The sequence below is a fragment of the Pseudomonas sp. SORGH_AS_0211 genome (genome assembly GCF_031453455.1).
In the GTDB taxonomy this organism is placed as follows: domain Bacteria; phylum Pseudomonadota; class Gammaproteobacteria; order Pseudomonadales; family Pseudomonadaceae; genus Chryseomonas; species Chryseomonas aestiva.
The window spans coordinates 1,922,905-1,949,680 of sequence record NZ_JAVIZV010000001.1; the positions used below are offsets into that span (position 1 = coordinate 1,922,905).

The 26,776-nt window shown below is 66.0% G+C and carries 26 protein-coding genes and 1 pseudogene; 13 read left to right on the forward strand and 14 right to left on the reverse strand.

Annotation, left to right across the window (positions count from 1 at the left end):
- The first annotated feature begins 10 nt into the window (after positions 1-10).
- Positions 11-685 carry a CbtA family protein gene (locus QE393_RS09005; protein ID WP_273807193.1) on the forward strand — a complete coding sequence of 225 codons (675 nt, stop codon included), beginning with the start codon at positions 11-13 and terminating at the stop codon, positions 683-685.
- Positions 685-1,059, forward strand: coding sequence for a cobalamin biosynthesis protein (locus tag QE393_RS09010; protein ID WP_273807192.1), 375 nt, complete (start codon positions 685-687; stop codon positions 1,057-1,059). The genes QE393_RS09005 and QE393_RS09010 overlap by 1 nt, the downstream gene beginning before the upstream one ends.
- Here QE393_RS09010 and QE393_RS09015 read toward each other — a convergent pair.
- The 3 genes from QE393_RS09015 to QE393_RS09025 all read right to left on the reverse strand — a co-directional run bounded on the left by QE393_RS09015 (position 1,050) and on the right by QE393_RS09025 (position 3,387).
- Positions 1,050-1,778, reverse strand: coding sequence for a ScpA family protein (locus QE393_RS09015; protein ID WP_273807514.1), 729 nt, complete (start codon positions 1,776-1,778; stop codon positions 1,050-1,052). The genes QE393_RS09010 and QE393_RS09015 overlap by 10 nt on opposite strands.
- A 110-nt stretch (positions 1,779-1,888) precedes the next feature.
- Positions 1,889-2,518 carry an L-threonylcarbamoyladenylate synthase gene (locus QE393_RS09020; RefSeq protein WP_273807191.1) on the reverse strand — a complete coding sequence of 210 codons (630 nt, stop codon included), beginning with the start codon at positions 2,516-2,518 and terminating at the stop codon, positions 1,889-1,891.
- The gene (locus QE393_RS09025; RefSeq protein ID WP_273807190.1) at positions 2,515-3,387 is read right to left on the reverse strand and encodes a PHP domain-containing protein; all 873 of its coding nucleotides are present in this window, start codon (positions 3,385-3,387) and stop codon (positions 2,515-2,517) included. Before QE393_RS09025 ends, QE393_RS09020 begins: the two co-directional genes overlap by 4 nt.
- 60 nt (positions 3,388-3,447) lie before the next feature.
- On the opposite strand from QE393_RS09025, the gene QE393_RS09030 reads away from it, so the two are divergent.
- The 4 genes from QE393_RS09030 (at position 3,448) to QE393_RS09045 (ending at position 6,861) form a co-directional block, all read left to right on the forward strand.
- The gene (locus QE393_RS09030; protein ID WP_273807189.1) at positions 3,448-4,032 is read left to right on the forward strand and encodes a septation protein A; all 585 of its coding nucleotides are present in this window, start codon (positions 3,448-3,450) and stop codon (positions 4,030-4,032) included.
- 4 nt (positions 4,033-4,036) lie between these two features.
- A complete protein-coding gene (locus QE393_RS09035; RefSeq protein ID WP_133860652.1) occupies positions 4,037-4,714 on the forward strand; it encodes a response regulator transcription factor in 678 nt (225 codons plus the stop codon).
- A 111-nt stretch (positions 4,715-4,825) separates the two neighbouring features.
- Positions 4,826-5,260 carry a Spy/CpxP family protein refolding chaperone gene (locus QE393_RS09040; protein ID WP_273807188.1) on the forward strand — a complete coding sequence of 145 codons (435 nt, stop codon included), beginning with the start codon at positions 4,826-4,828 and terminating at the stop codon, positions 5,258-5,260.
- 227 nt (positions 5,261-5,487) lie between these two features.
- The gene (locus QE393_RS09045) at positions 5,488-6,861 is read left to right on the forward strand and encodes a HAMP domain-containing sensor histidine kinase (protein ID WP_273807187.1); all 1,374 of its coding nucleotides are present in this window, start codon (positions 5,488-5,490) and stop codon (positions 6,859-6,861) included.
- Here the strand turns inward: QE393_RS09045 and QE393_RS09050 are convergent.
- Positions 6,836-7,402 (reverse strand): nitroreductase family protein, encoded by a 567-nt coding sequence (locus QE393_RS09050; protein ID WP_273807186.1) that lies wholly within the window; start codon positions 7,400-7,402, stop codon positions 6,836-6,838. The genes QE393_RS09045 and QE393_RS09050 overlap by 26 nt on opposite strands.
- Positions 7,403-7,602: 200 nt before the next feature.
- On the opposite strand from QE393_RS09050, the gene QE393_RS09055 reads away from it, so the two are divergent.
- The gene (locus tag QE393_RS09055) at positions 7,603-8,985 is read left to right on the forward strand and encodes an adenylate/guanylate cyclase domain-containing protein (protein WP_273807185.1); all 1,383 of its coding nucleotides are present in this window, start codon (positions 7,603-7,605) and stop codon (positions 8,983-8,985) included.
- Between the two features lie 67 nt (positions 8,986-9,052).
- Here QE393_RS09055 and QE393_RS09060 read toward each other — a convergent pair whose 3' ends face one another.
- Positions 9,053-10,747: a DEAD/DEAH box helicase gene (locus QE393_RS09060; RefSeq protein ID WP_273807184.1), complete on the reverse strand. Its 1,695-nt coding sequence runs from the start codon at positions 10,745-10,747 to the stop codon at positions 9,053-9,055.
- Positions 10,748-11,028: 281 nt separating this feature from the next.
- Complete coding sequence (locus QE393_RS09065; RefSeq protein WP_310043087.1) at positions 11,029-11,778, reverse strand: spermidine synthase; 750 nt, start codon at positions 11,776-11,778, stop codon at positions 11,029-11,031.
- 112 nt (positions 11,779-11,890) lie between these two features.
- On the opposite strand from QE393_RS09065, the gene QE393_RS09070 reads away from it, so the two are divergent.
- Positions 11,891-13,237, forward strand: coding sequence for a class II 3-deoxy-7-phosphoheptulonate synthase (locus QE393_RS09070; protein ID WP_273807182.1), 1,347 nt, complete (start codon positions 11,891-11,893; stop codon positions 13,235-13,237).
- On the opposite strand, the gene QE393_RS09075 is transcribed toward QE393_RS09070, so the two are convergent.
- Entirely contained in the window at positions 13,234-14,457 is a 1,224-nt protein-coding gene (locus tag QE393_RS09075; RefSeq protein WP_310043088.1) for a DNA glycosylase AlkZ-like family protein, read from the reverse strand. The genes QE393_RS09070 and QE393_RS09075 overlap by 4 nt on opposite strands.
- Before the next feature lie 34 nt (positions 14,458-14,491).
- The gene (locus tag QE393_RS09080) at positions 14,492-14,743 is read right to left on the reverse strand and encodes a DUF1127 domain-containing protein (protein ID WP_310043089.1); all 252 of its coding nucleotides are present in this window, start codon (positions 14,741-14,743) and stop codon (positions 14,492-14,494) included.
- A gap of 101 nt (positions 14,744-14,844) precedes the next feature.
- Here QE393_RS09080 and QE393_RS09085 point away from each other — a divergent pair, with 101 nt between their 5' ends.
- Positions 14,845-15,696 carry a LysR substrate-binding domain-containing protein gene (locus tag QE393_RS09085; protein WP_273807180.1) on the forward strand — a complete coding sequence of 284 codons (852 nt, stop codon included), beginning with the start codon at positions 14,845-14,847 and terminating at the stop codon, positions 15,694-15,696.
- Here QE393_RS09085 and QE393_RS09090 read toward each other — a convergent pair whose 3' ends face one another.
- From QE393_RS09090 to earP, 3 genes and pseudogenes are all read right to left on the reverse strand, one after another.
- Entirely contained in the window at positions 15,697-16,437 is a 741-nt protein-coding gene (locus tag QE393_RS09090) for a sulfite exporter TauE/SafE family protein (RefSeq protein ID WP_273807512.1), read from the reverse strand.
- Between the two features lie 121 nt (positions 16,438-16,558).
- Positions 16,559-17,125: an elongation factor P gene (gene efp, locus QE393_RS09095; protein ID WP_166655901.1), complete on the reverse strand. Its 567-nt coding sequence runs from the start codon at positions 17,123-17,125 to the stop codon at positions 16,559-16,561.
- Between the two features lie 48 nt (positions 17,126-17,173).
- Positions 17,174-18,301 (reverse strand): annotated as a pseudogene (gene earP / locus QE393_RS09100) (elongation factor P maturation arginine rhamnosyltransferase EarP); the annotation flags it as partial.
- Positions 18,302-18,439: 138 nt separating this feature from the next.
- Between earP and QE393_RS09105 the strand changes: the two are divergent.
- Positions 18,440-19,141 (forward strand): endonuclease I family protein, encoded by a 702-nt coding sequence (locus tag QE393_RS09105; protein WP_273807179.1) that lies wholly within the window; start codon positions 18,440-18,442, stop codon positions 19,139-19,141.
- Positions 19,142-19,168: 27 nt separating this feature from the next.
- Here the strand turns inward: QE393_RS09105 and QE393_RS09110 are convergent, their stop codons facing one another.
- From QE393_RS09110 to QE393_RS09120, 3 genes are all read right to left on the reverse strand, one after another.
- Complete coding sequence (locus tag QE393_RS09110) at positions 19,169-19,780, reverse strand: tRNA-(ms[2]io[6]A)-hydroxylase (RefSeq protein WP_273807511.1); 612 nt, start codon at positions 19,778-19,780, stop codon at positions 19,169-19,171.
- Positions 19,781-19,853: 73 nt separating this feature from the next.
- The gene (locus QE393_RS09115) at positions 19,854-20,330 is read right to left on the reverse strand and encodes a DUF1289 domain-containing protein (protein WP_273807178.1); all 477 of its coding nucleotides are present in this window, start codon (positions 20,328-20,330) and stop codon (positions 19,854-19,856) included.
- Between the two features lie 109 nt (positions 20,331-20,439).
- Entirely contained in the window at positions 20,440-21,885 is a 1,446-nt protein-coding gene (locus tag QE393_RS09120; protein WP_273807177.1) for an NCS1 family nucleobase:cation symporter-1, read from the reverse strand.
- A 298-nt stretch (positions 21,886-22,183) separates the two neighbouring features.
- On the opposite strand from QE393_RS09120, the gene QE393_RS09125 reads away from it, so the two are divergent.
- From QE393_RS09125 to acnB, 3 genes are all read left to right on the forward strand, one after another.
- On the forward strand, positions 22,184-22,888 hold the full coding sequence (locus QE393_RS09125; RefSeq protein WP_273807176.1) for a GntR family transcriptional regulator: 705 nt from the start codon (positions 22,184-22,186) through the stop codon (positions 22,886-22,888).
- A gap of 8 nt (positions 22,889-22,896) precedes the next feature.
- Positions 22,897-23,628, forward strand: coding sequence for an aspartate/glutamate racemase family protein (locus tag QE393_RS09130; protein WP_273807175.1), 732 nt, complete (start codon positions 22,897-22,899; stop codon positions 23,626-23,628).
- A 353-nt stretch (positions 23,629-23,981) separates the two neighbouring features.
- Positions 23,982-26,582: a bifunctional aconitate hydratase 2/2-methylisocitrate dehydratase gene (gene acnB, locus QE393_RS09135; RefSeq protein WP_273807174.1), complete on the forward strand. Its 2,601-nt coding sequence runs from the start codon at positions 23,982-23,984 to the stop codon at positions 26,580-26,582.
- Positions 26,583-26,776 lie beyond the last annotated feature (194 nt).

Below are 26,776 nucleotides of genomic sequence, written 5' to 3' on the forward strand. Positions count from 1 at the left end.
GGAGTTCGCCATGTTCCAGCGTATCGCCTTCAGTGCCGGCGTGGCCGGTCTGCTCGCCGCCCTGCTACTGAGTTGCTTGCAAAGCCTCTGGCTGACGCCGCTCATCCTCCAGGCGGAAACCTACGAGGTCCAGACCGCGGCCCCGGTCACGATCGAGCACCATGAGCACAGCGAAGCGGCCTGGGCTCCCGCAGACGGCTGGCCGCGCACCCTCTCGACCTTCGGCGGCAATCTGGTGGTGGCCGTAGGCTTTGGCTTGGTGCTCGCCGGCCTGTTCAACCTGCGGGCACCGAATAGGACGTACCAGGGCCTGCTCTGGGGCCTGGCCGGCTACGCCATCTTCTGCCTCGCTCCCAGCCTCGGTCTGCCGCCGGAGCTACCGGGCACGGCCGCGGCCGACCTCACCCTGCGGCAGGCCTGGTGGCTGGGCACTGCCGGTGCCACTGCCGCCGCGCTCGCGCTCCTGGTGTTCGCCCGCCATCTCGGCTTCAAGATCGCCGCCCTCGGGCTGCTGGTCATTCCCCACCTATTAGGTGCGCCTCAACCCGTCGCTCATGCGAGCCTGGCACCGGAGGAATTGCAGCGGCATTTCCAGGTCGCCGTGCTGGCCAGCAATCTGCCCTTCTGGCTGCTCCTGGGACTTGCCTGCAGCTGGCTGTTCCGTCGCCAAGCGCTGCAAGACTGATGGCACTGGTCCTGGGCCTGGGTTGCCGCCGGGGCTGTTCGGTGGAGGAGCTTGCCGACCTGGCGCAGCGGGTGCTGCAGGAGGCCGGCTGCACCTCCAGCGCCCTGACCGCCCTGGCGACAGTGGACCGGCGACTGCAGGAAAGCGGACTGCAAAGCCTGGCCCAGCGCTGGCGACTGCCGTTGCACGGATTCCCCGCTGAACTGCTGGCACAGCAGGAGGGTGTCGCCTCGCCGAGCCCTGTCGCCTTGCAGCACACTGGCAGCCCCAGCGTGGCTGAAGCCGCGGCCCTGGCTGCGGCGGGTGAAGGCGCCCAGCTGCTGGTGAGCAAGCGCAAGAGCGCCGCCGCGACGGCTGCCCTGGCTTACGCCTGAGCGATCCCTTCCCCGTCGGCGTCTCTGACCCGAGCGCGGACATGGATGGGGCTGAAGGGCTCGTTCTGCACCAGTTCCACCAGGGATTCCTTGACCAGCTCGAGGATGGCCATGAAGGTCACCACCACGCCGAGCCGCCCTTCATCCAGGGTGAACAGCGCCACGAAGGGCACGAAGGCACCCTCCTTGAGGCGCTCCAGCACCTGGCTCATGCGCTCACGGGTAGACAGCACTTCGCGGGTCACCTGATGGCTCTCGAACAGGTCGGCGCGGCGCAGGACCTCGCCCATCGCCAGCAGCAACTCCCCCAGGTCCACCTCGGGCAACAGCTTGCGCGCCCGCGCCTCGGGTGCCGGCAGGGTGGGCACCACGAAGTCGCGGCCTTCGCGCGGCAGGTCATCGAGATCCTCGGCGGCCTTCTTGAAGCGCTCGTATTCCTGCAGGCGCCGGATCAGTTCGGCACGGGGGTCCTCTTCCTCGGCGTCCAGGCCCTCGGCGCGCGGCAGCAGCATGCGCGACTTGATCTCCGCCAGCATGGCGGCCATCAGCAGGTACTCGGCGGCCAGTTCCAGTTGCACCGCCTTCATCAGCTCGACATAGCTCATGTACTGCCGGGTGATCTCGGCGACCGGGATGTCGAGGATATTGATGTTCTGCTTGCGGATCAGATAGAGCAGCAGGTCGAGAGGGCCTTCGAAGGCTTCGAGAAAGACCTCCAGGGCATCCGGCGGAATATAGAGGTCCTGGGGCAGTTCGGTGAAGGCCTCGCCATAGACCAGCGCCAGGCGCAGCTGCTCGGGTTCGAGCAGCTGGGGGTCCAGGGCTTCGCTCATGCTTCGATCATGAAGGGCGCCGGATCCCCGGCACCGACCCGGATCACTTCCGGTTCGTCGTCGGCCAGGCTGACCACGGTGGACGGCTGCAAGCCACCCGGGCCGCCCTCGATCACCAGGTCGACGAAATGCTCGAGACGCTCGCGGATCTCCCAGGCATCGCCCAGGGCTTCGTCATCCCCCGGCAGGATCAGGCTCACGCTCATCAAGGGCTCGCCCAGCGCCTCCAGCAGCGCCAGGGTGATGGGATGCTGGGGCACCCGTACGCCGATGGTGCGCCGCTTGGGATGCAGCAGCATGCGCGGCACTTCGCGGGTGGCATTGAGGATGAAGGTGTAGGGCCCGGGGGTGTAGGCCTTGAGCAGGCGGAAGGCGCTGGTATCCACCTTGGCATAGATGCCCAGCTCGGAGAGATCGCAGCACACCAGGGTAAAGTTGTGCTTGTCGTCGAGCTGGCGGATGCGGCGGATACGCTCCACCGCGCTCTTCTCGCCGATACGGCAGCCCAGCGCATAGGACGAATCGGTGGGATAGGCGATGACACCGCCGGACTGGATGATTTCCACGGCCTGACGAATCAGCCGCGGCTGGGGATTCTGCGGATGAATTTCGATGAACTGGCTCATTGGGGTTCCCGAATCTGAGGGTATAGCGGTTGACTGAAGCGCGCCCAGAGGGGCGGCAGATCTTCGGGCAACGGACGGTACATACCCAGGTCCGACCAATCGGCCGGCGCATGGAAATCGCTGCCCGCACTGACCATCAGACCGAATTCCCGCGCCAGAATTGCCAGGGTCCCGACCTGCTCGGCCGGCTGCACGCCATTGACCACCTCGATGGCATGGCCGCCGCCGCTGACGAATTCGCCGATCAGCTTGCGCAGCTTGGTGCGGGTGAAGCCATAGGCCAGCGGATGCGCCAGGCTGATCCAGGCCTTGGCGCCCTTGAGCGTCGCCAGGGTTTCGGCCAGGGTCGGCCAATGCTGCTTGACATCGCCGAGCTTGCCGCCGCCGAGCCATTTGCGAAAGGCATCGCCGCGGTCCGCGACATGGCCGGCCTGCACCAGGTATTCGGCGAAATGCGGCCGGGCCGGCGCATTGCGACTGTCGCCCAGGGCCAGCTGCACCGCGCGAGCCCCTTCCAGGGTGCCGGGCATGCCCTTGGCCGCCAGCCGCCGGTCAATTTCCCGGGCGCGCTCCCAGCGACCCTCGTGCAGGGCTTCCAGGGCGGCATTCAGCTCCGGCGCGTCAGGGGCGAAGTTGTAGCCCAGCACATGCAGCGTGGAGCCGCCCCAGGTACAGGACATCTCGATGCCGGGGAGCAGGCGCAAGCCCAGGCCGTCCGCGGCTTCCAGGGCTTCAGCGTAGCCGTCCAGGGTGTCGTGATCGGTGATGGCCAGCAGCTGCACCCCGCGCTCATGGGCCCGTCTGACCACCTCGGCGGGCGCGAAGGCGCCGTCCGACGCGGTGGTATGACAGTGCAGGTCGATACGCATGGCTTTCTCCTCCGGCTTCATCAGGTATTATGCCGCGATGCACTGCTATCGGCTGCGTTAATGAAACAATTCATCGATTTCATCCCCCTGCTCCTGTTCTTCCTGGTCTACAAGCTCGATCCGCGTCCGCTGGAATTCGCCGGGCATGCCTTTACCCTGGGCGGCATCTTCAGTGCCACCGCGGTCCTGATCATCGCGTCCCTGGTGGTCTATGGCGTGATCTTCGCGACCCAGCGCCGGCTGGAAAAGAGCCAGTGGCTGACGCTGATCGCCTGCCTGGTGTTTGGCGGCATGACCCTGGCCTTCCATAGCGAGACCTTCCTGAAGTGGAAGGCACCGGTGGTGAACTGGCTCTTCGCCGTGGCCTTTCTAGGCAGCCAGTTCATCGGCGACAAGCCGCTGATTCAGCGCATGCTGGGCCACGCGGTGCGCCTGCCAGCGCCGATCTGGACGCGACTGAACATCGCCTGGATCATCTTCTTCATCGTCTGCGGTTGCGCGAATCTCTATGTGGCCTTCACCTACGAAAGCTTCTGGGTCGACTTCAAGGTCTTCGGCAGTCTGGCGATGACCCTGGTGTTCATGCTTGGCCAGGGCCTCTATCTGGCGCGCCATCTGCAACCCATGGATGAACCGCGAGACTGATCCCATGAGCCAGATACTGCTGATCGACGACGACCAGGAGCTGTGCGAGCTGCTCGGCGCCTGGCTGAAACAGGAAGGCTTCGAGGTCACCGCCTGCCATGCCGGCAGCGATGCCCGCACCCAGTTGCGCGAAGCCACGCCGGACGTGGTGGTATTGGACGTGATGCTGCCCGATGGCAGTGGCCTGGAACTGCTCAAGCAGCTGCGCAGCGATCATCCGCAACTGCCCGTGCTGATGCTGTCGGGGCGTGGCGAGCCGCTCGACCGCATCCTCGGCCTGGAACTGGGCGCCGACGACTACCTGGCCAAACCCTGTGATCCGCGCGAACTCACCGCACGACTGAGAGCCATCCTCAGGCGCAGCCATCCGGCCCAACCCGCGGCCCGCCTGCAGCTGGGCGATCTGTCGCTGAGTCTGGCGCGGGGCGTCGCCAACATCGGCGAAACCGAGATCACCCTGACCCTCACCGAGAGTCGCATCCTCGAAGCCCTGCTGCGCCAGCCGGGCGAACCCCTGGAAAAGCAGGCGCTGGCCCAGGCAGCCCTCGGACGCAAGTTGACGCTCTACGATCGCAGTCTGGACATGCACGTCAGCAATCTGCGCCGCAAGCTCGGCAGCCATGCCGACGGTCGTCCGCGCATCCTCGCCCTGCGCGGCCGCGGCTACTACTACAGCGTCTAGCCCTCCGCGCCGCCTTTACCCCCTCTTTACGCCCGCTGACCGCCACTGACTCCCCCGCTCCTAGACTGGGCTCATCCGGTGTTGCACCGGTCATCCCAAGGAGATTTCCCGATGCGCAAACTCATGCCCGCCGTGCTGTTCGCCGCCCTGCTGCCGACTCTGACCCTGGCCGCCACCCAGGACGGCACCGCTGTTACGCCGCCGCCTACTGGCAAGATGATGGACGGCGGCCACCGGAGCGACGGTCCGCTGCGCGGCCTCAAGCTCACCCCCGACCAGCGCGAGCAGGTGGGCAGGCTGATGGGCGACGAGCGCCGGCAAGAACGCGAGATCGTCAAAAGCTATCTCGACAAGCTGCCCGAGGATCAGCGCAAGGCCCTCCACGATCAGCTGGATGGCAATCGCGACAAGACCCGTCAGTCCATTCGCGCCCTGCTCAAGCCCGATCAGCAGAAGCGCTTCGACGAAATGGAGAAGAAGCGCGAGGATCGCGCCAAGGAGTGGGCGGAATTCCAGCAGTGGAAGCAAGACCACAAGTCCTCCTGATCCCCGATCGCTGCGCCGACGGTCCTCGGCGCAGCGCCTGACTGAGAACCTGCCCAAAGTCTCGCGAGCTGGCGACAAACAAGGCCTAGGCGGCCCCACGAAAATGCCTGAGGAAGCGGATCGGACCCGTGCTCGGGTTTACGAGTGGTAGATGAGCATTCCGAAGGCATTTTCAACGCCGTTTGGCCGACGTGTAGCAGACTTTGAGCAGCTTCTAAGGCGACCGCATGGTTTTTCGCTCCCTCTTCTGGCGCATCTTCGCCACCTTCTGGCTGGCCATCCTCTCCGCGGTCGGCCTGACCATGCTGCTCGGCCACCTGGCCGACCAGGATTCCTGGATCCTCGCGCAGCATCCCGGCTTGCGCGACCTTCCCGAACAGTGGGTGCAACGCTATGAAAACGACGGTCCCGCCGCCGCCCAGGGCTTGCTCGAACAGCGCAAGGGCCGCTACGGCATCGATGTGCTGGTGCTGGGCGAAAACGGCTCGCCCCTGGTGCGCGGCACCCTGCCACCGCGCATCTTCGACCAGGATCTCGACCAGCCGCAGCATCAGCAGCGTCCCGGCCCTGGCGCCCGCGATCCCAGCCGACCGCTGCCCTGGCGACGCCTGACCGACGAATACACCAGTCCGAGCGGACAGAACTACCTGTTCATCTACCACCTGCCCACACCCGAGTTGGGTGCCTGGCGCCGGCAGAGCCTGTTCTGGCCGGTTGGCATGCTGGCCATCGCCACCGTGGTACTGACCCTGTTCAGCCTGCTGCTGACCCTGAGCCTGACCCGCCCGCTCAATCATCTGCGCCGCGCCGTCCACGACCTCGGCCAGACCGCCTATCAGCAGGACACCCTGGCCCGCCTGGCCCGGCGCAAGGACGAACTGGGCGTGCTGGCCGAGGACTTCAATCGCATGGGCGCCCACCTGCAGCGCCTGATCGACAGCCAGCGGCAACTGCTGCGCGACGTGTCCCATGAATTGCGTTCACCACTGGCGCGGCTGCGCATCGCCCTGGCGCTGGCCGAACGCTCCGACCCCCGTGACCTGGGCAACATGTGGCCGCGCCTGACCCTGGAATGCGATCGCCTGGAAACCCTGATCGGCGAGATCCTCGCCCTCGCCCGCCAGGAAGCGGACCCGGGCCCACCCGAGCAACTGGAATTGCATCCGCTGCTGGAAGGCCTGGTGGAGGATGCCCAGCTCAGCGCGCCTCAGCAGCGGGTGGAACTGGACGTGCCCGCCGCCCTGCGGCTGGACGGCTGGCCGGACGTGCTGGAACGCGCGCTGGACAATCTGTTGCGCAATGCGCTGCGCTTCAATCCACCCGCGCAGCCCATCGTCATCTCGGCGACGGCGGCGAAGGGCGAGGTCCGCATCCAGGTGCGCGACCACGGCCCCGGGGTCAAGACCGCCGATCTGCCGCGCCTGGGTGAGCCCTTCTTCCGCTCGGATCAGCAGCACGCCACTGGCTACGGCCTCGGCCTGGCCATCGCCCGCCGCGCCGTCGAGCGCCACGGGGGCGAGCTGCACCTGAGCAATCACCCGGACGGCGGCTTTCTCGCCACCGTCATCCTGCCGCTCAGGCCGGTCCTGGCCAATGGCTGACCTGAGCGCTCAGATCACGCGGCGCCGGGACGCGCGGCGCCACCTCCGGCGTGCCCAGGTAGATGTAGCCCACCAGCTGTTCGTTTTCGGCCAACCCGAGCCCCTGCAGCACCCAGGGGTCGTAGCTGAAGTCACCGGAGCGCCAGACCGCCCCCAGTCCCAGGGCGAAGGCCGCGTTGACCAGGCCGTGGGCAACGCAGCCAGCGGTGATGATCTGCTCCTGGACGGGCACCTTGGCGTGCTCCTGCAGGGTGGCAACGACGGCGATCACCAGGGGCGCTCGCAGGGGCATGCGCCGAGCCTTGTCCAGAGCCGCCGCATCCGCATCGGGCTCGCGACGGTGCAGGGCGTCGGCATAGAGCTCGCCGAGCGCGGTGCGGCCCTCGCCGGCCACCAGGATCAGTCGCCAGGGGCGCAGCAGCTTGTGGTCCGGCGCCCGGTCGGCGGCGCGCAACAGGGTCTCGAGTTGCTCGGGGGTCGGACCTGGCTCGGTCAGGCGACCGACCGAGGCGCGATTGCAAAGGGCTGCGAGGGCATCCATAGCGTCTCTCCTGTAAAGATGCCGCAGTGTAACCCAGGGATGACTGCCGAATTTGGCTGTCACAGCAGCGGAATGGCCGACAATCTTGGCCCCTGCCGGGGCGGTCGGCTAAGATCGCCAATGCAAGAAAACCCGGCCGCTTTCATCGTCGCGAACGGAGTTATCCCGACCTCTCGCCTTTTTCGAAACGGACCCGACAGATGAAGTTTGCGCTCAACCGGTTCCTCGCTGCGTCCGGTGACAGCCTGGGCGTCTACTACGCCCGGGTATTCGCCTATCTGATCGCCGCCGCCAGCGTCACTGCGGGTTACTACGTCCAGGCCGATGCCGTGGGCCTCTGGCTGATCCCCTATGCCCTGCTCTATCCGCACGTGGCCCAGACCCTGAGCCTCAAGCTGCGGCGCGACCGCGGCGCCCAGACCGATGTCCTGCTCGCCGCCCTAGACGCCATCCACGTCGGCATGGCCGCGGTGGTGTTGCGCTTCCCGCTGATGCCTACCCTGATGCTGCTGTTCATGCTCGGCTACACCAGCATGCTGCGCGGCGGCCCCCGCCTGCTCGGCCTCTGCCTGCTGTTCGCCACCAGTGCCGCGGCGCTGGGCAGTGCCACCTTCTTCCATGGCGTCGACCTCACCAGCCCGCTGCTGGTGGCGGTCACCAGCGTGGTGGGCACCATGCTGCACCTCTGGGGCACCGGCTACTTCCTGCACCGGCAGCGCAAACGCCTCATCCAGATCAACGACGACCTCAAGCGCGAGCAGGAGAAGTCGGCGATCCTGGCGCACAACCTGGCGAAGTACCTTTCGCCCCAGGTCTGGGAATCCATCTTCACCGGCAAGCAGCACATCGCCCTGGGCACCCAGCGCAAGAAGATCACGGTGTTCTTCTCCGACATCAAGGGCTTCACCGAACTGTCCGAAGAACTCGAGGCCGAAGCCCTCACCGACATGCTCAACAACTACCTCAACGAGATGTCGAAGATCGCCGTGAAGTACGGCGGCACCATCGACAAGTTCGTCGGTGACTGCGTGATGGTGTTCTTTGGCGACGCCAACAGCCAGGGTGCCAAGAAGGATGCCGTGGCCGCGGTCTCCATGGCCATCGCCATGCGCAAGCACATGAAGGTCCTGCGCCAGCAGTGGCGGAGCCAGGGCATCAACAAGCCCCTGGAGATCCGCATGGGCCTGAACACCGGTTACTGCACGGTCGGCAACTTCGGTTCCAGCACCCGCATGGACTACACCATCATCGGTCGCGAAGTGAACCTGGCCAGCCGCCTGGAAAACGCTGCCGACGCCGGCGAGATCCTGATCAGCCACGAGACCTACTCGCTGGTCAAGGAAACCATCATGTGCCGCGACAAGAGCTGGATCACCGTCAAGGGCTTCAGCAAGCCGGTGCAGATCTACCAGGTGGTGGACTTCCGCCGCGACCTGGGCGCCTCCCCCAGCTACGTCGAGCACGAATTGCCGGGCTTCTCCATGTACCTGGATACCAACAACATCCAGAACTACGACAAGGACCGGGTCATTCAGGCGCTGCAGCTGGCAGCGGAAAAGCTGAAGGACAAGGTGATTCTCTAGTCGCCGCCTTTCCTGCAGGCAGAAAAAAGCCCCGGATATCCGGGGCTTTTTCATGTGGCCGCGGGGATCAATCCTCGCGATAGCGACGCAGGCGCAGGGCCTTGCCGGCTACGCGGGTGTCCTTGAGCTTGGTCAGCAGGCGCTCCAGGCCGTCCTCGGGCAGCTCCACCAGGCTGAAGGAGTCACGGATCTGGATGCGGCCGATGGCCTCGCGATCCATGCCGCCTTCATTGATGATGGCACCCAGCAGGTTCTTGGCGGCAACGCCGTCACGGGCGCCCAGGGCGGTGCGGCAACGCACGCGGCCTTCCGGCAGCGGCTGCATCGGGCGACGCTCGCCGCGATCCGGACGCTCGCCGCGCTCAGGGCGGTCGCCCCGCTCAGGACGCTCGCCACGGGGACGCTCGCCACGACCGGCGCCGGGGGTCAGCGGTTGCTCGCGACGTACCGACTCGATGTCCAGGGCGCGGCCGCTGGTCAGCTTGGCCAGCAGGGCCGCCGCCAGGGTCGCGGGATCGCACTGCAGACGCTCGCACAGCTCCTGACGCAGGGCGCCATGGGTGGCATCGGCATCGGCCAGCAGCGAACCCACGCCATCGGCCAGACGGGAGATACGGGCCTCCAGCACGGCTTCGGCGTCGGGCAAACGGATCTCGCCGACCCGCTGACCGGTGACGCGCTCGATCACCTGCAGCATGCGCCGCTCGCGCGGGGTGACCAGCAGCAGCGCACGGCCTTCACGACCGGCACGGCCGGTACGGCCGATCCGGTGCACGTAGGATTCGGGATCGTAGGGCATGTCCACGTTCAGCACGTGGGTGATGCGCGCCACGTCCAGACCGCGGGCGGCCACGTCGGTGGCGACCACGATGTCCAGCGAACCGTCCTTGAGGGACTCGATGGTCTTCTCGCGCTGGGCCTGGGGCATGTCGCCGTTCAGGGCGCTGACGCGATAGCCCTGGCGTTCGAGCAGCTCGGCCAGGTCCAGGGTCGCCTGCTTGGTCCGCACGAAGGCGATCAGGGCATCGAAGTTCTCCACTTCCAGCAGGCGCAGCACCGAGGCCGGCTTCTGGTCGGCATGGACCATCAGATGCGCCTGCTCGATGCGGGCGACGGTCTGGGTCTTGGCCGCGATGCGGACGTGTTGCGGCTCTTTCAGGTGACGTTCGGCGATGGCGCGGATCGACGGCGGCAGGGTCGCCGAGAACAGCACGGTCTGGCGCGACTCGGGCATGGCCTCGAAGATGAATTCGAGGTCGTCCATGAAGCCCAGCTTGAGCATCTCGTCGGCTTCGTCGAGCACCAGGCGCTGGACGGTGGCCAGCAGGTTGTCGTCACGGCGCAGGTGGTCGCACAGGCGGCCGGGGGTAGCGACCAGGACCTGGGCACCCATGCGCAGGGACTTCAGCTGCGGCCCCATGGGCGCGCCGCCGTAGAGAGCCACGACTTTGACGCCGGGCATCTCGGTGGAATAGGTTTCGCAGGCGGTAGCGACCTGCAGGGCCAGTTCACGGGTAGGAACCAGCACCAGAATCTGGGGTTCACGACGGGACGGGTCGAGCTGCGAGAGCAGCGGCAGAGCAAAGGCTGCGGTCTTGCCCGTACCGGTCTGCGCCTGGCCGATCATGTCGTGGCCGGCGAGGATCACCGGAATGGACTGCGACTGGATGGGCGACGGCTCTTCGTAGCCGACGGCCTTGATGGCGGCGAGGATGGCGGGATTGAGATTGAGCGCAGCGAAATTGCTGATGTCCTGGGTCATTGTCTTGCCTCGTGTGCTTCGCAAAGACCCCAAAGCCAAGAGCTGCGCTTATCCGAATGACCGAAGTCGCCCAGGCAGCCAAGGTGTGAGCTTTTTGCGAAATAGCGGATGAAAGGGGGTGAAGCGTCTAGGATTGTTCGCCGTCGGGCGAACGCACGACCGGGGTGGCCATGGTGGCGGACCGGGAGAATGCAGTTCCTGAACGGAAGGTCAAAAAGACCGGGGCGAATAATACCCGAACCCTGGACATTTCTCCAGAGAACCTTGGTCTACTTTTGAGGTCAGGTTGCCGCACGCAGGTTGTCCAGGTAGGACTCCAGATCGAAGCCGATGCGCAGGCTCAGTTCGCGGACGCGCTGCCGCGTGCCCGCCTCGTCCAGCTCCTGTTCCAGGCTCGCCGGCACCAGCAGGATCACATTGCCCTCCACCACCGGGCACTCCCAGTAATGATGGCGGAACAGCCCGCGCAGCAAAGCGGCGCCCAGCGGCTTGCCGTCGGTGGCGCTCCACTGGTTGATCATCAGCCAGCCGCCCGGATTGAGCTTGGCCTGGCAGCTTTCCAGAAAGCGCCAGGCCAGATGGGCACTGGAGGGGCCGACGTCGGTATAGAGATCGACAAAGATCAGATCGGCCGGCGCCGCGCCGGCCAGCAGGTCCAGGGCATCGCCGATGCGGATCGCCAGGCGCGGATCCTCAGCCAGCCCCAGATGCTGCCGCGCCAGGCGCGGCACCGCGGGACGCAGCTCCAGCGCCTCCGCCGCCTCCAGGGGCAGCCACTTGAGGCAGGCCTGGGTCAGGGTGCCGGCGCCCAGTCCGAGAAAGAGCGCCCGCCGCGGCTGCGGATGGCAGAGTGCGCCCAGCAGCATGGCGCGGTTGTAGTCGTATTCCAGCCAGGCCGGGTCCTGGGTGAAGACGCAGCTCTGCTCCACCTCCTCGCCGAACTCCAGGAAGCGATAGGGCCCCACTTCGACCACCCGGATCCGGCCATGGTCATCGACGACCTCTTCCAGCAACACTTCCGTCTCGACCATCACCACCCTCCTCTATAGCCGTCCATGGTAGCCGCGATGGGCACTGTCTATCGAGCGTCGCGCCCGTCATCGGTTAGTATGGAAGGCTTCGTCGCACCACTCAGAGAGAATCATGTCCGCGCCCTGGAGCCCTACCAGCTGGAGAAGCCTTCCCATCCAGCAGCAGCCCGAATATCCCGATCACGCCCGCCTCGCCGATGTCGAGCGCACCCTGGCCGGCTATCCGCCGCTGGTGTTCGCCGGCGAAGCCCGCGAATTGCGCCGGCAGTTCGCCGAGGTGACCCAGGGTCGGGCCTTCCTGTTGCAGGGCGGTGATTGCGCGGAAAGCTTCTTCGAATTCTCCGCCGGCAAGATCCGCGACACCTTCAAGGTGCTGCTGCAGATGGCGGTGGTCATGACCTTCGCCGCGGGTTGCCCGGTGGTCAAGGTCGGCCGCATGGCCGGCCAGTTCGCCAAGCCGCGCTCGTCCGGCGATGAAGTCCAGGACGGCGTCTCCCTGCCGGCCTACCGAGGCGACATCGTCAACGGCATCGACTTCACCGAAGGCAGCCGCATCCCGGATCCGCAGCGACTGATCCAGGCCTACAACCAGTCCACCGCCACACTCAACCTGCTACGCGCCTTCGCCCAGGGCGGTTTCGCCGACCTGCACCAGGTGCATCGCTGGAACCTGGACTTCATCGCCAACTCGGCCCTGGCCGACCGCTACCACCAGTTGGCGGATCGCATCGACGAGACCCTGGCCTTCATGCGCGCCTGCGGCCTGGACACCGCGCCCCAGGTCAAGGAGACCAACTTCTTCACCGCCCACGAGGCGCTGCTGCTCAACTACGAGGAAGCCTTCGTCCGCCGCGACAGCCTGACCGGTGACTGGTACGACTGCTCCGCGCACATGTTGTGGATCGGCGATCGCACCCGCCAACCCGACGGTGCCCACGTCGAATTCCTGCGCGGCGTGAACAACCCCATCGGCGTCAAGGTCGGTCCTTCCACCACCAGCGAAGACCTGATCCGCCTGATCGATACCCTCAACCCCGAGAACGATCCGGGGCGCCTCAATCTCATCGTGCGCATGGGCGTGGGCAAGGTCGGCGATCACCTGCCGCGCCTGATCCAGACCGTGGAGCGCGAAGGCCGCCAGGTGCTGTGGAGTTCCGACCCCATGCACGGCAACACCATCAAGGCCTCCACCGGCTACAAGACCCGGGATTTCGCCAGCGTGCTGGGCGAGGTCAAGGAATTCTTCGGCGTGCACCAGGCCGAGGGCACCTACGCGGGCGGCATCCATATCGAGATGACCGGCCAGAACGTCACCGAGTGCATCGGCGGCGCCCGCCCGGTCACCGAAGACGCCCTGTCCGACCGCTATCACACCCATTGCGACCCGCGCCTGAACGCCGACCAGTCCCTGGAGCTGGCCTTCATGATCGCCGAGACGCTCAAGGGCATCCGCCGCTAGACCGAGGGCGCGGCGGCGAACCCGTGCCGCGCCATCGCTTCTCGCAAGACGTCCGCCGGCCCGTGCAATTGCAGGTCGGCGAGACCCAGCCAGGTGGCCAGGGCGCGCAATTGCCCCGCCAGGGCATCCAGCCCTTCGTCATCCAGGCCTGCTGCCTCCAGATGCACCGCATGCACCGCCAGGCGCGCCTGCGCCCGCTCGGCGCGCAGATCCACCCGTGCCGCCAGGCGCTCCCGATAGAGAAAGGGCAGCACGTAGTAGCCATAGACCCGCTTGGGCGCCGGGGTATAGATCTCCAGCCGATAGCGGAAACCGAACAGCTGCTCGGTGCGCTCGCGCTCCCAGACCAGGGAATCGAAGGGTGACAGCAGCGCCGCCGCCTGCACCGGGCGCCCGGGATTGGGCGCCCCGGCCACATAGGCCAGCTTCGACCAGCCCTGCACCTGAAGCGGCTGCAGACTGCCCTCCTCCTGCAATTCAGCGATGCCCTGGCGGGCCTCGACTGGACTCAGGCGAAAATAATCGCGCAGCTGGATTTCGCTCGCCACGCCCAGGGCACGGGCACTGCGCAGCAGCAAGGCCCGGCGCGCGGCTTCGGGCGTGGGTGCCGGCGCCGCCAGCACTGCCGCCGGGAGCACCCGCTCGGGCAGGTCATAGAGACGCTCGAAGCCGCGCCGTCCGGCCACCGTCACCTCACCCGCGGCAAACAGCCACTCCAGCGCCAGCTTGCCCGGACTCCAGTCCCACCAGGGACCGGCCTGCTCGACCCGCTTCGCCAGGCTGCCCGCGCCCAACGCACCCCGCTGCACCACCGCCTCCAGGGTCTGGGCGACGACCTGCGGCTGCTCGACGGCGAAGCGCGCCAGCTGGCGATAGATGCCGATGCCCTGGCGCGCCTGATCGCGTCGCCAGCGCAGTTCCGCCCAGACCTCGGCCGGCACCAGCGAGGCCTCGTGAGCCCAGCATTCATAGAGCTGCCGCTTGCGTCCCCGCCCCCAAGCCAGGGCATCGAAGTCGGCGAAGGCATAGCGGCCGAGACGACTGAACAGCGGCAGATAGTGCGAGCGCACCAGGGCATTAACCGAGTCGATCTGCAGCACATTCAGGCGGGCGGCCTGGCGGTACAGGGCGGCCGGACCCGCGCCGCCCTTGGGTTGACTACCGAAACCCTGGGCACGCAAGGCCAGGCGCCGGGCTTCGCGCAGGGAAAGGCTATCCATCCGAGCTCCTGACAGAGAGAAATGATCTTCCACCCTAGCAGGATCGGCGGCGGCCCTCCTCTGCGGGTTGCTGCCAGAACGGCTTGTCGGCTTCCTGCCAGGCATCGGCGCGACTCAGGCCGAGGTCGTGCAGCGCGCCCTCATCCAGTCGATAGAGGGCCCGGCGCTGGCGGGAAAGCTCCAGCGCCCGGCGCAACCAGACCCAGACCCGCCGCAGACGGAAGATGACGCCCGGGACACCCGAGGTACGCGCGGACGAATCTCGGTGAGCCATGAGCTGAGCCATGGTGAATCTCCTTCTCCAGGGGGTATGGCTCAAGTCTGGAAGCTGACATAACATCAATCCAACGAATCTTTCTGATGCGATCCATTCGCCTGGTTGATGCCATGACGTACCCGAGCATAGAGACCGATCTGTTGCGCACCTTCGTCGCCATCGCCGATCAGGGTGGCTTCACTCGTGCGGCCGAGGTGGTCAATCGCACCCAGTCGGCGGTGAGCATGCAGATGCGCAAACTCGAAGAGGACGTGCTGCAGCGGCGGCTGTTCGAACGGGAGGGCCGCCAGGTGCGCCTGACGGCAGAGGGTCAGATCCTGCTGGGCTTCGCCCGGCGGATCCTCAAGCTGCATGGCGAGGTGATGACCACCCTGCGCGAACCGCACATGGTGGGTACGGTGCGTATCGGCACCCCCGACGATTACGTCATGAGGTTCATTCCCGGCATCCTGGCCGGCTTCGCCAAGGCCTATCCGCTGGTGCAGGTGGACGTCCATTGCGAAACCACCGCCGGCCTGCTGCAACGCCAGGACCTGGACCTGACCATCGTCACCCGTGAACCGGGCAACGAGATCGGCCTGCCGCTGCGTCGCGAGCGCTTCATCTGGGCCGAGGCGCCGGGTTTCGATATCCACCAGCGCGATCCGCTGCCGCTGGCGATGTTCAACACCTCGTGCTTTCTCAGCGAATGGGCGCGCCGGGCACTGGACAATCGCGGACGCGGCTACCGCCTGGCCTACAGCAGCCCGAGCCTTGCCGCCCTGCTCGGCATCGTCAAGGCCGGCCTGGCGGTCACTGCGCAACTGGAAAGCCTGCTGCCGAGCGAGCTGCGCCGACTGGGAGAAGCCGATGGCATGCCGGACCTGCCGGCCTGCTCCATCGAACTGCTGCGCAATCCGCGCAGCGCCTCGCCGATCATCGACACCCTCGCCGAGCATATCGCCGAAGGCTTTCGGCAGTAGTCAGCGCAACGCCAGCAGCACCGCACACAGCAGCAGGAAGCTGCAGAACAGCAGACGCAGCAGCCGCTCGGGCAACTGGTGCGCCAACTTCACGCCCCAGCTCACGCTGAGTAGTCCACCCAGGGCGAGCGGAATACCCACGCTCCAGTCGACTTCCCCGTGCCAGGCATAGCTGGCCAGGGTGACGCCAGTGGTCGGCAGCGCCATGGCCAGGGACATGCCCTGGGCGGCCACCTGGGTCATGCCCATCACCCCGGCGAGAATGGGGGTGGCGATCACCGCACCACCGACGCCAAACAGCCCGCCGACCAGCCCAGCCACCAGCCCCAGCACCCCGAGCCCCAGACGACTCGGCGTCGTCAGCGGCGGCTGGCCACGGCGATAGAGTTGCCAGAGGTTGTAGAGCACCAGCACGAGCAGGAAGCCGACGAAGCCGTGGCGCATGGAGCGGGCGTCCAGGGACACCGCCAGCGCCGTACCCGCCAGGGCCGAGAGCATGCCGGCGGCGGCCAGCAGTCCGGCGCGCTGCCAGTCGATGCGATTGCGCTGGTTGTACTTGTAGACCGACAGCAGCACGTTGGGCACCACCATCACCAGAGCGGTGCCCTGGGCCAGTTGCTGGTCGAGGCCGAACAACAGGGCCAGCACCGGAATGGCGATCAAGCCACCGCCGATGCCGAACAACCCACCTACCACACCCAGCACCGCCCCGAGGGCGATATCGATCAAGAGCTGAGACAGCAATTCCACGGCGCACTACCCAGAAGCGAACGGATTCGGAAACCGCTGTCCGGCGTACCGCCAGCGGAGCGCCAGACAGCAAAAAGCCCGGCAAGCCGGGCTTTCTATCGAGACGCCAGGTTTAGACCTTGGCGCGCGACTTGTACTCGTTGGTACGGGTGTCGATCTCGATGTGGTCACCGATGTCGCAGAACTCGGAGACCTTCAGCTCGTAGCCGTTGTTCAGGCGAGCGGTCTTCATGACCTTGCCCGAGGTGTCGCCGCGAACGGCCGGCTCGGTGTAGGAGATCTGGCGCACGATGGTGGTGGGCAGTTCGATGGAGATGACGCGGTCGTTGTAGAACACCGCTTCGCAGACGTCGGTCATGCCGTCTTCGATGAAGGCGATGGCATCACCCAGGTCGTCCTTCTCGACTTCGTACTGGTTGTAGTCGTTGTCGACGAACACGTACAGGGGATCGGCGAAGTAGGAATAGGTCACTTCCTTGCGATCCAGAATCACCGGCTCGAGCTTGTCGTCGGCGCGGAAGACGGTCTCGGTCGCGCTGCCGGAGAGCAGGCTCTTCAGCTTCATCTTGACCACTGCAGCGTTACGGCCGGACTTGTTGTATTCAGCTTTCTGGATGACCCAGGGAGCGTTGTCGATCATGGCCACTTGGCCGGCACGGAACTCTTGTGCGGTTTTCATGCGGTTATCCGTATGGATGGAAGAACGGGATTTCGAGGCGCCATATGATAGCCAATCTGTGTGGAAATGCACCAGGCTGGCGGCAAGATCGCCATGAGAAGCCATCCGATCGCTCCAATCACGCGCCAGCAGACTCCAGTCTTCCACCTGCGCCTCCAGCGCCGACCAGGCGGCCGCCAGGTCCCCGCGACCGTTCCAGGCCAGCCAGAGGGCGCTGACCGCGGCAGCCAGCGCCGGCGGGCCGGACGCGACATAGCGCGCCAGGAAGGCCTCGAGCTTGACGAAATGGGCGTCCTCTTCCTGCGGATAGATGTGCCAGACGAAGGGATGCGCCGCCCATTGCGCACGGACGAAGGAGTCCTCGCCACGGATGGCGTTGAAGTCGCAGCACCACAGCAGCCGGTCGTACTCCTGCTGGGAGACGAAGGGCAGCACCTGCACCCGCAGGGCGCCGCGGCTATGACTGTCGCCGGCCTTGAGCCAGTCGACGCCGAGCCAGGCGGCGACGTTGGCCAGCACCCTGCCCTCCGGCACCAGCAGGCAGGTGGGCTGGGTACCCGCACCGAGGGCATCGAGCCAGTCGATCAGCGCCGGGTTCTCGTAGGCGAACAGCGAGAACAGCCGCTCCCCGGGCTGGCGCCGAACGCCCAGCCCAGCGAGAAAGTCGTCCTGGGCCGCGGCAGCCCGGAGGAAGCCGTCACGCTGCGCGAGCAGGTCGTGCTCGCGCAGCAACCCGCCCACCTTGGCGGTAAAGCCGGGAAAGAAGAAGTACTTGTTCAGCCCGGTGGGCTGCAGCGACGGCAGGGCGTGACAGCCTTCGATCCACTCCTCGGCGCTCAGGTATTCCAGGTTGAGCCAGAGCGGGCGCTCGGCGCGACGCGCCATGGCGGTGACGAAGCCTTCCGGCAACTGACAGGCGAAGGCTTCCACCACCACGTCGCCGGGCTCGGCCGCCGTCCAGTCGGCGTGCCAAAGACGCACCTCGACGCCGCGGTGCCATTGCTGCTCGGCCTTGCCATCGACGCCTGGCTGGATCCGCGCCAGGGGATAGAGGTCGTCGATCCAGAGACGGACCTGCTGCCCATGCTCGGCGGCCAGCTGATGGGCCAGACGCCAGGTGATACCCGCGTCGCCATAGTTGTCCACCACCGTGCAGAAGATGTCCCAGGCTGCCATGCCATACCTCTAAGTCATTGATATCGAATCGTGTTCCGCCTGATTGGCGGGTGGACGCGGGACGGCTTCCAGTGAACCCAGTCACACCGCGACCAAGAGCGGGTCGGTAGTATCCGCGCTTTTTCGGACGGATTCTCCATGTCGTTGCACCCTGCCCTGCTGTTCTGCCTGAGCCTGGCTTCCCTGAGCGCCCTGGCGACGCCCCAGCCGTCCCAGCCGCCGCGTACCTTCGGCGAAGCCAAGGTGGTGGCGGCCAAGGTCTACGCCAAGCAAGGCGTGGACTTCTATTGCGGCTGCCACTACAGCGGCAAGACCGTGGACCTCAAGAGTTGTGGCTACGTCCCGCGCAAGAGCGCCCAGCGCGCCAGCCGCATCGAATGGGAACACATCGTCCCCGCCTGGGTGATCGGCCACCAGCGCCAGTGCTGGCAGAAAGGCGGTCGCAAGAACTGCACGGCCAACGATCCGGTGTACCAGAAGGCCGAGGCCGACCTCTTCAACCTGGTACCGGTGGTCGGCGAGGTCAATGGCGACCGCAGCAACTTCGCCTTCGGCTGGCTGCCGCAGAAGCCCAGCCAGTATGGCGCCTGCCAGATGGTGGTGGACTTCAAGGCCAAGACCGCCATGCCCCGCCCGGAAATCCGCGGCATGGTCGCCCGTACCTACTTCTACATGAGCGATCGCTACGACCTGCGCCTGTCCAAGCAGGATCGCCAGCTCTACACCGCCTGGACCAAGCAGTATCCGCCGGAGGCCTGGGAGCGTCAGCGCAACCAGCGCCTGGCCTGCATCATGGGTCGCGGCAATCCCTATGTCGGCGAGACCAAGGCCTGCAAGTAAGGCGGTGCAGAGCCAGGTCAAAAACGCTCAGGCGGCGAAGGGGATGCCGCTGTGGAATCTCAGCTCGCGATCACCGGAGGTGATCAACTCCACTTCCAGGGCGCGGACCTCGGCGATCTTGGCGTCGACGTCGTCGCGCTCGCCATAGAGATAGGCGAGCTTGAGATAGTCCTGGAAATGCCGCGCCTCGGAGGCCAGCAGGCCGCTGTAGAACTTGCCCAGCTCCGCGTCCAGGTGGGGCGCCACGGCACCGAAGCGCTCGCAGGAGCGACATTCGATGAAGGCACCGATCACCAGGCTGTCGGTCAGCTTCAGCGGCTCATGGTTGCGGCAGAGCTTGCGCAAGGCGCCGGCATAACGGGCCGAACTGACGTTGCGGTGCTCGATACCCCGGCGCTTCATGATCTGCAGCACCTGCTCGAAATGGCGCAGCTCTTCACGGGCGATGCGCGACATCTTCCAGGACAGCTCGGCGCGATTGGAATAGGTGAACAGATAGTGGAAGGCGGCGCCGGCGGCCTTCTTCTCGTTATTGGCGTGGTCCTGCAGCAGCGTCGGCAGGTCCTGCAGCGCGGCCTCGACCCAGGCATCCGGCGTACGGCAACCGAGGAATTCGTTCATCTCGGGCAAGGACATCAGCGTGCTCCCGTGCAAAAGCCGCGCATTATAGAGAAAGGCAGGCGCCTGGGCAGCGCCGCCTGCCTGCTGGCGCTCAGACGCGGCTGTCGATGCCTTCGAGCAGGAAGCGCGGGGCGATGTAGCGGTCGTAGTGGGCTTCGGAGAGCAGGAAGAATTCCCGGTCGATGGCGTCGCGCAACTCGGCCAGGGGGCGATCGCGAAACTCCGGCAGCAGGCGCAGCCCATAGGCATCCAGTTGCTGGATGTGGCGCGCACCCCGGGCCAGCAACTGATAGGCCCAGCAATACTCCGACTGATCGGGCCGGAAGCGGATGCTGCGTTGCTGCAACTGCTGGCGCAACAGCACCGGATCGAAGACATCGACCTTGGCCGACACCACCTGCACCAGCAGCAGCTCCAGGCGCGCCCAGACGGCGCGCCGCTCCTCTTCGCCGTAGAGATTCCAGTTCACCACCTCGTGGTGGAATCTCTTGCAGCCACGACAGACGTGGTCGCCGAACATCGTCGAGCACAGGCCGACACAGGGCGTCTTGATGACAGGAGCGGGCATGGGCGGCAGGCCTTGGAGCAAAACGCCTAGTCTAGCCGGAAACGTCAACGACCGGCGCGGGTGGCCCGCGCCGGTCGTACGGAATCCCATCCTGATCACAGGACGCGGATCACACCGCGGCGACACCCCGGCTCGCCACCGGGCTGGCGCTGCGACGGCTCAACCCGTAGAAGAACAGTCCACCGAGGAAGCAGCCGGTGAACCAGGCGAAGTTGGCGATCGGCTTGAACCAGGGCACGAAGGTGAAGCACAACCCGATCAGCGCCGCAGCGACCAGCGCCTGCACCGCCACCCAGTTGACGCCGCCGCTGTACCAGTAGGCGCCATTCGGGGTGTCGTCGAACAGCGCATCGACCTCGATCCGGCCCTTGCGCAGCAGGTAGTAGTCCACCAGCAGGATGCCGAACAGCGGGCCGATGCAGGCAGCCAGGACGTCCAGGGTGTAGTGGATCACCTCGGGGTTGTTGAACAGGTTCCAGGGGGTGAGGAAGATCGAGGCCACCGCGGCGATCATGCCGCCCGCACGCCAGCTGATCTTGCTGGGCGCCACGTTGGCGAAGTCGAAGGCCGGCGAAACGAAGTTGGCGACGATGTTGATACCGATGGTGGCGGTGACGAAGGTGAAGGCGCCGAGCAGCACCGCGGTGGTGTTGTCGATGCGGGCCACGGTGGCGATGGGATCGTGGATCATCTCGCCGAACACCGGGAGGGTGCCGGACACGATCACCACGGTGACCAGGGAGAACGCCAGGAAGTTGATCGGCAGGCCCCAGAAATTCCCGCGACGCACATCCTGCATGGAGCGGCAGTAGCGGCTGAAGTCACCGAAGTTGAGCGTGGGCCCGGAGAAATAGGACACCACCAGGGCGATGGCGACGATCACCTGGCCGAAGGCGGCCCAGCCGGTCAGCTGCTTTTCCGCCAGGGTGAAGCTGATGTTGCTCCAGCCGGCGCGCCAGACGATCCAGGCGGCGAGCAGGAACATCACCGCATAGACGGCGGGACCGGCCCAGTCGATGAAGCGGCGGATGGATTCCATACCCGCCCAGAAGACGCAGGCCTGGAGGAACCAGAGGGTGAGGAAGCCGCCCCAGCCGAGATAGGACAGGCCCAGGAAGCTGCTGTCGCCATAGATCGCCAGCGCGGGAAAGAAACGCAGCACCACGATGACCAGGGCGCTGGAGGCCAGATAGGTCTGGATGCCGTACCAGGCCACCGCGATCAGGCCGCGGATCACCGCCGGGATGTTTGCGCCGAAGACGCCGAAGGCCAGGCGACAGATCACCGGATAGGGTACGCCAGCCTGCTGGCTGGGCCGGGCGACCAGATTGGCGATCGCCTGAACGATACAGATCCCTACCAGCAGGGCGATCAGCACCTGCCAGCTGGCCAGGCCCAGGGCGAACAGGCTGGCGGCGAAGACATAGCCGCCGACGCTGTGCACGTCGCTCATCCAGAAGGCGAAGATGTTGTACCAATTCCACTTCTGCTCGACCGGGCCGAGGTCTTCGTTGTACAGACGTGGGCTGTAGCCCGGGGGAATCTGCTGGTTCATGGATCGCCTCCTCCGTGGTGGCGGGCACCTGCATACGGCGCCTGCCTTGTTTTGTATACAATCCCTTCAGGCAGAGTCCGTGCCAGGTGCTCCAAGATGGCCTTAACTTGCTGGTTCCATAGGGAATTTCCAGAAAACGAGGCGCTAACGCAGAGGCCGGGGCGTTACCGGGGATGCACTTCCCTGGGGCGTTAGGTGGCAACGAGGCGCTACCTTGGCGCACAAAGCCTGGAACATTCACGCATCGTCAGCGCTCCTGACTTTGTATACAATTCAGGCAAATCGCCGGAGTCAGCCCATGAGTGCATTACCCGCGTCACTCGCCGTTGCCGCCTCCCCCCGGGACGAGCGGATCTACCAGGACATCCTTGAAGCCATCGTCGAGCATCGCCTGGCGCCAGGCACCCGGCTGCCGGAAGACACCCTGGCGGAGACCTTCGGCATCAGTCGCACGGGCATCCGCAAGGTGCTGCAGCGACTGGCGCTGGAACGCCTGGTGACCCTGCGCGCCAATCGCGGCGCCCAGGTTGCCCAGCCCAGCGCCAAGGAAGCCCAGGACATCCTCGCCGCGCGCCAGCTGATCGAACCGGCGCTGATGCCGCTGGTGGCCGCGCGCATCGACGGCGCCCAGCTGGCATCCCTGCGCCAGCTCTGCCTCGAGGAGCACGAGGCCCAGCATGGCGGGCGCCACAGCCTGGCGATCCAGCTGTCCGCGCGCTTTCACGTCGAACTCGCCGCACTGGCCGACAACCAGGTGCTGACCGAACAGGTCGCCCAATTGGCCAGCCGCTCTTCGCTACTGATCGCCATCTACGGCTCGCGGCACAGCCTGGGCTGCGATTGCGGCCAGCACGAAGACCTGCTGGACCTGCTCGCCCGGGGCGAGGGTGCGGCCGCCGGCGACTGGATGGCGCGCCACCTGCGCCTGATCCGCGAATCCCTCCGCATCGACCGGCCCACGGCCGCCGAGCCCGATTTCCGCAGCATCTTCAAACGCAGTTGAGGCTCCTCATGCAGATCCAGGTCATCAATCCCAATACCAGTGCCGGCATGACCGCCAAGATCGGTCGCGCGGCCCAGGCCATCGCCCGTCCGGGCACCACCATCCTCGCCAGCAATCCCGAAGCCGGCCCCGTGTCCATCGAAAGTCACTACGACGAGGCGGTGGCCGCGGTCGGCGTGATCGAAGAGATGCGCAAGGGCGTCGAGGCGGGCTGCGCGGCCCATGTCATCGCCTGCTTTGGCGATCCGGGCCTGCTCGCGGCGCGGGAAATGGCCAGGGGCCCGGTGCTGGGCATCGCCGAGGCCGGCTTCCATCTGGCCAGCCTGCTGGCCACCCGTTTCGCCGTGGTGACCACCCTCACCCGCACCCGCATCATCGCCGAGCACCTGCTGCAGCGGTACGGCTTCGCCGAACTGTGCACCTCGGTGCGCTGCATCGACCTGCCGGTGCTGGCCCTGGAGGCCGCCGACGACAGCCTGATCGAGCTGATCGCCGCCGAGGGTCGCCGCGCCCGCGACGAGGAAGGCGCCGGTGCCATCGTGCTCGGCTGTGGCGGCATGGCCGATCTGCGCGAGGCCCTGAGCGAGGCCATCGGCATCCCGGTGATCGAAGGCGTCAGCGCCGCGGTCAAGCTGGCCGAGTCACTGGTGGACCTGGGACTGGGCACCAGCAAGCACGGCGACCTGGCCTACCCCATCGCCAAGCCCTTCAGTGGACGCTTCGCCCATCTGGGCCGCTAGCCTGCCGCCCGGGGTCCAACGACCCGCAGCAGAGATGCGACAACGCAGCGCTTAACTTCGCCCGAGGCTTGGCGTAGAATTAGGCAGCCTTATAGGCGCAATGTCCGATACGAAGCTGTTTTCAAAGCGTCACGAGCAAAGTATCCGGTGATCCGGCAGCGGCGGCCTCATCAACCGCCCTGCTGCCGATCAGCTCCTCAGCAGCCGGCGTAAAACTTTGAAAACAGCTTCCGGCGGAATGCGTCCGGCGCGACGGCGGTCCTGCCCGCAGCCTCCCCCGTCATACCCTGCCGGATACATTCCGGGGCGCCAGCCCCCGGACGCAATATTGGACCACTGATGAGGGTCAACCTGTGCTTGAAGCCTATCGTAACCACGTAGAAGAGCGTGCCGCCCAGGGCATCGTGCCCCAGCCGCTGAACGCCGAGCAAACGGCCGGTCTGGTCGAACTGCTGAAGAATCCCCCGGCCGGCGAAGAAGAATTTCTCGTCGACCTCATTACCAACCGCGTACCGCCGGGCGTCGACGAAGCCGCCTACGTGAAGGCCGGTTTCCTCTCCGCGGTCGCCAAGGGCGAAACCCAGTCCCCGCTGATCTCCCGCCAGCGCGCCACCGAACTGCTGGGCACCATGCAGGGCGGCTACAACATCGCCACCCTGGTCGAGCTGCTGGATGACGCCGCACTGGGCGCCGTGGCCGCCGAACAACTCAAGCACACCCTGCTGATGTTCGACGCCTTCCACGACGTGGCCGAAAAGGCCAAGGGCGGCAATGCCCACGCCAAGGCCGTCATGCAGTCCTGGGCCGAAGGCGAGTGGTACCGGAAGCGTCCGGAAATCGCCGAGAAGTACACCCTGACCGTGTTCAAGGTGCCGGGCGAAACCAACACCGACGACCTCTCCCCCGCCCCCGACGCCTGGTCGCGCCCGGACATCCCGCTGCACGCCCTGGCCATGCTGAAGATGGCTCGCGACGGCATCGTGCCCGAGCAGCAAGGCAGCATCGGTCCGCTGAAGCAGATCGAGGAAGTGCGCGCCAAGGGCTTCCCGGTCGCCTACGTCGGTGACGTGGTCGGCACCGGTTCTTCCCGCAAGTCCGCCACCAACTCGGTGCTGTGGTTCTTCGGCGACGACATCCCCTACGTGCCGAACAAGCGCGCCGGTGGTTTCTGCTTCGGCTCCAAGATCGCCCCGATCTTCTACAACACCATGGAAGACGCCGGCGCCCTGCCGATCGAGTTCGACGTGTCGGAGCTGGAAATGGGCGACGTCATCGACGTCTATCCCAAGGCCGGCAAGGTCACCCGCCATGGCAGCGACGAGGTGCTCGCCACCTTCGAACTCAAGACCCCCGTGCTGCTGGACGAAGTCCGCGCCGGCGGCCGTATCCCGCTGATCGTCGGCCGTGGCCTGACCGAGAAGGCGCGCGCCGAACTGGGCATGGGTCCGACCGACCTGTTCAACAAGCCGGACCAGCCGGCCGAGAGCAGCAAGGGCTACACCCTGGCGCAGAAGATGGTCGGCAAGGCCTGCGGCGTCGAGGGCGTACGTCCCGGCACCTACTGCGAGCCGAAGATGACCACCGTCGGCTCCCAGGACACCACCGGTCCGATGACCCGTGACGAACTGAAGGACCTGGCCTGCCTGGGCTTCTCCGCCGACCTCGTGATGCAGTCCTTCTGCCACACCGCGGCCTATCCCAAGCCCATCGACGTCAAGACCCACCACACCCTGCCGGATTTCATCCGCACCCGTGGCGGTGTCTCCCTGCGTCCGGGCGACGGCATCATCCACAGCTGGCTGAACCGCATGCTGCTGCCCGACACCGTCGGCACCGGTGGCGATTCCCACACCCGCTTCCCGATCGGCATCTCCTTCCCGGCCGGTTCCGGTCTGGTGGCCTTCGCCGCTGCCACCGGCGTCATGCCGCTGGACATGCCGGAGTCGGTGTTGGTGCGCTTCAAGGGCAAGATGCAGCCCGGGATCACCCTGCGTGACCTGGTGCATGCCATCCCCTACTACGCCATCCAGAAGGGTCTGCTGACCGTCGAGAAGAAGGGCAAGAAGAACATCTTCTCCGGCCGTATCCTCGAGATCGAAGGCCTGGAGGACCTGACCGTGGAGCAGGCGTTCGAGCTGTCCGATGCCTCCGCCGAGCGTTCCGCAGCCGGTTGCACCATCAAGCTGTCGCCCGAGTCCATCACCGAGTACCTGCAGTCCAACATCACCCTGCTGCGCTGGATGATCGAGGAAGGCTACGGTGACCCGCGCACCCTGGAGCGCCGTGCGCGCGCCATGGAAGCCTGGATCGCCAACCCGGAACTGCTCGCCGCCGATGCCGACGCCGAATACAGCGAAGTCATCGAGATCGACCTGGCCGAGGTCAACGAGCCGGTGCTGTGCGCCCCGAACGATCCGGACGACGCCCGCCTGCTGTCCCAGGTGGCCGGCGACAAGATCGACGAGGTGTTCATCGGTTCCTGCATGACCAACATCGGTCACTTCCGCGCCGCCGGTAAGCTGCTGGACAAGGTCAAGGGTTCGATCCCGACCCGTCTGTGGCTGTCGCCGCCGACCAAGATGGACCAGCACCAGCTGACCGAGGAAGGCTACTACGGTATCTACGGCAAGGCCGGCGCGCGCATGGAAATGCCGGGCTGCTCGCTGTGCATGGGCAACCAGGCCCGCGTGGCCGCCAACGCCACCGTGGTCTCCACCTCCACCCGCAACTTCCCCAACCGCCTGGGCGACGGCGCCAACGTCTACCTGGCGTCGGCGGAGCTGGCAGCGGTGGCCTCGATCCTGGGCAAGCTGCCCACCGTCGAGGAGTACATGGAATACGCGAAGAGCATCGACAGCATGGCCGCGGACGTCTACCGCTACCTGAGCTTCGATCAGATCGCCGAATTCCGTGAAAGCGCGGAAAAAGCCCGTATCGCCGCCGTCGAAGTCTGACGCCAGCGTTCGGTACAGAAAAACCGCCCCTCGGGGCGGTTTTTTTATTTCAGGACTAAGAGGACAACTCCGGTACTCACATCGCTGAACTAGCGCCGCTCTGTACGAAAAGTCCGAGCGCGTGGAGGCGAGGCAAAGGGCTATGAACGCTCTGATGAAGCGAAGAGGTTAATTGTTTTGTCTCCGCGCAAGCC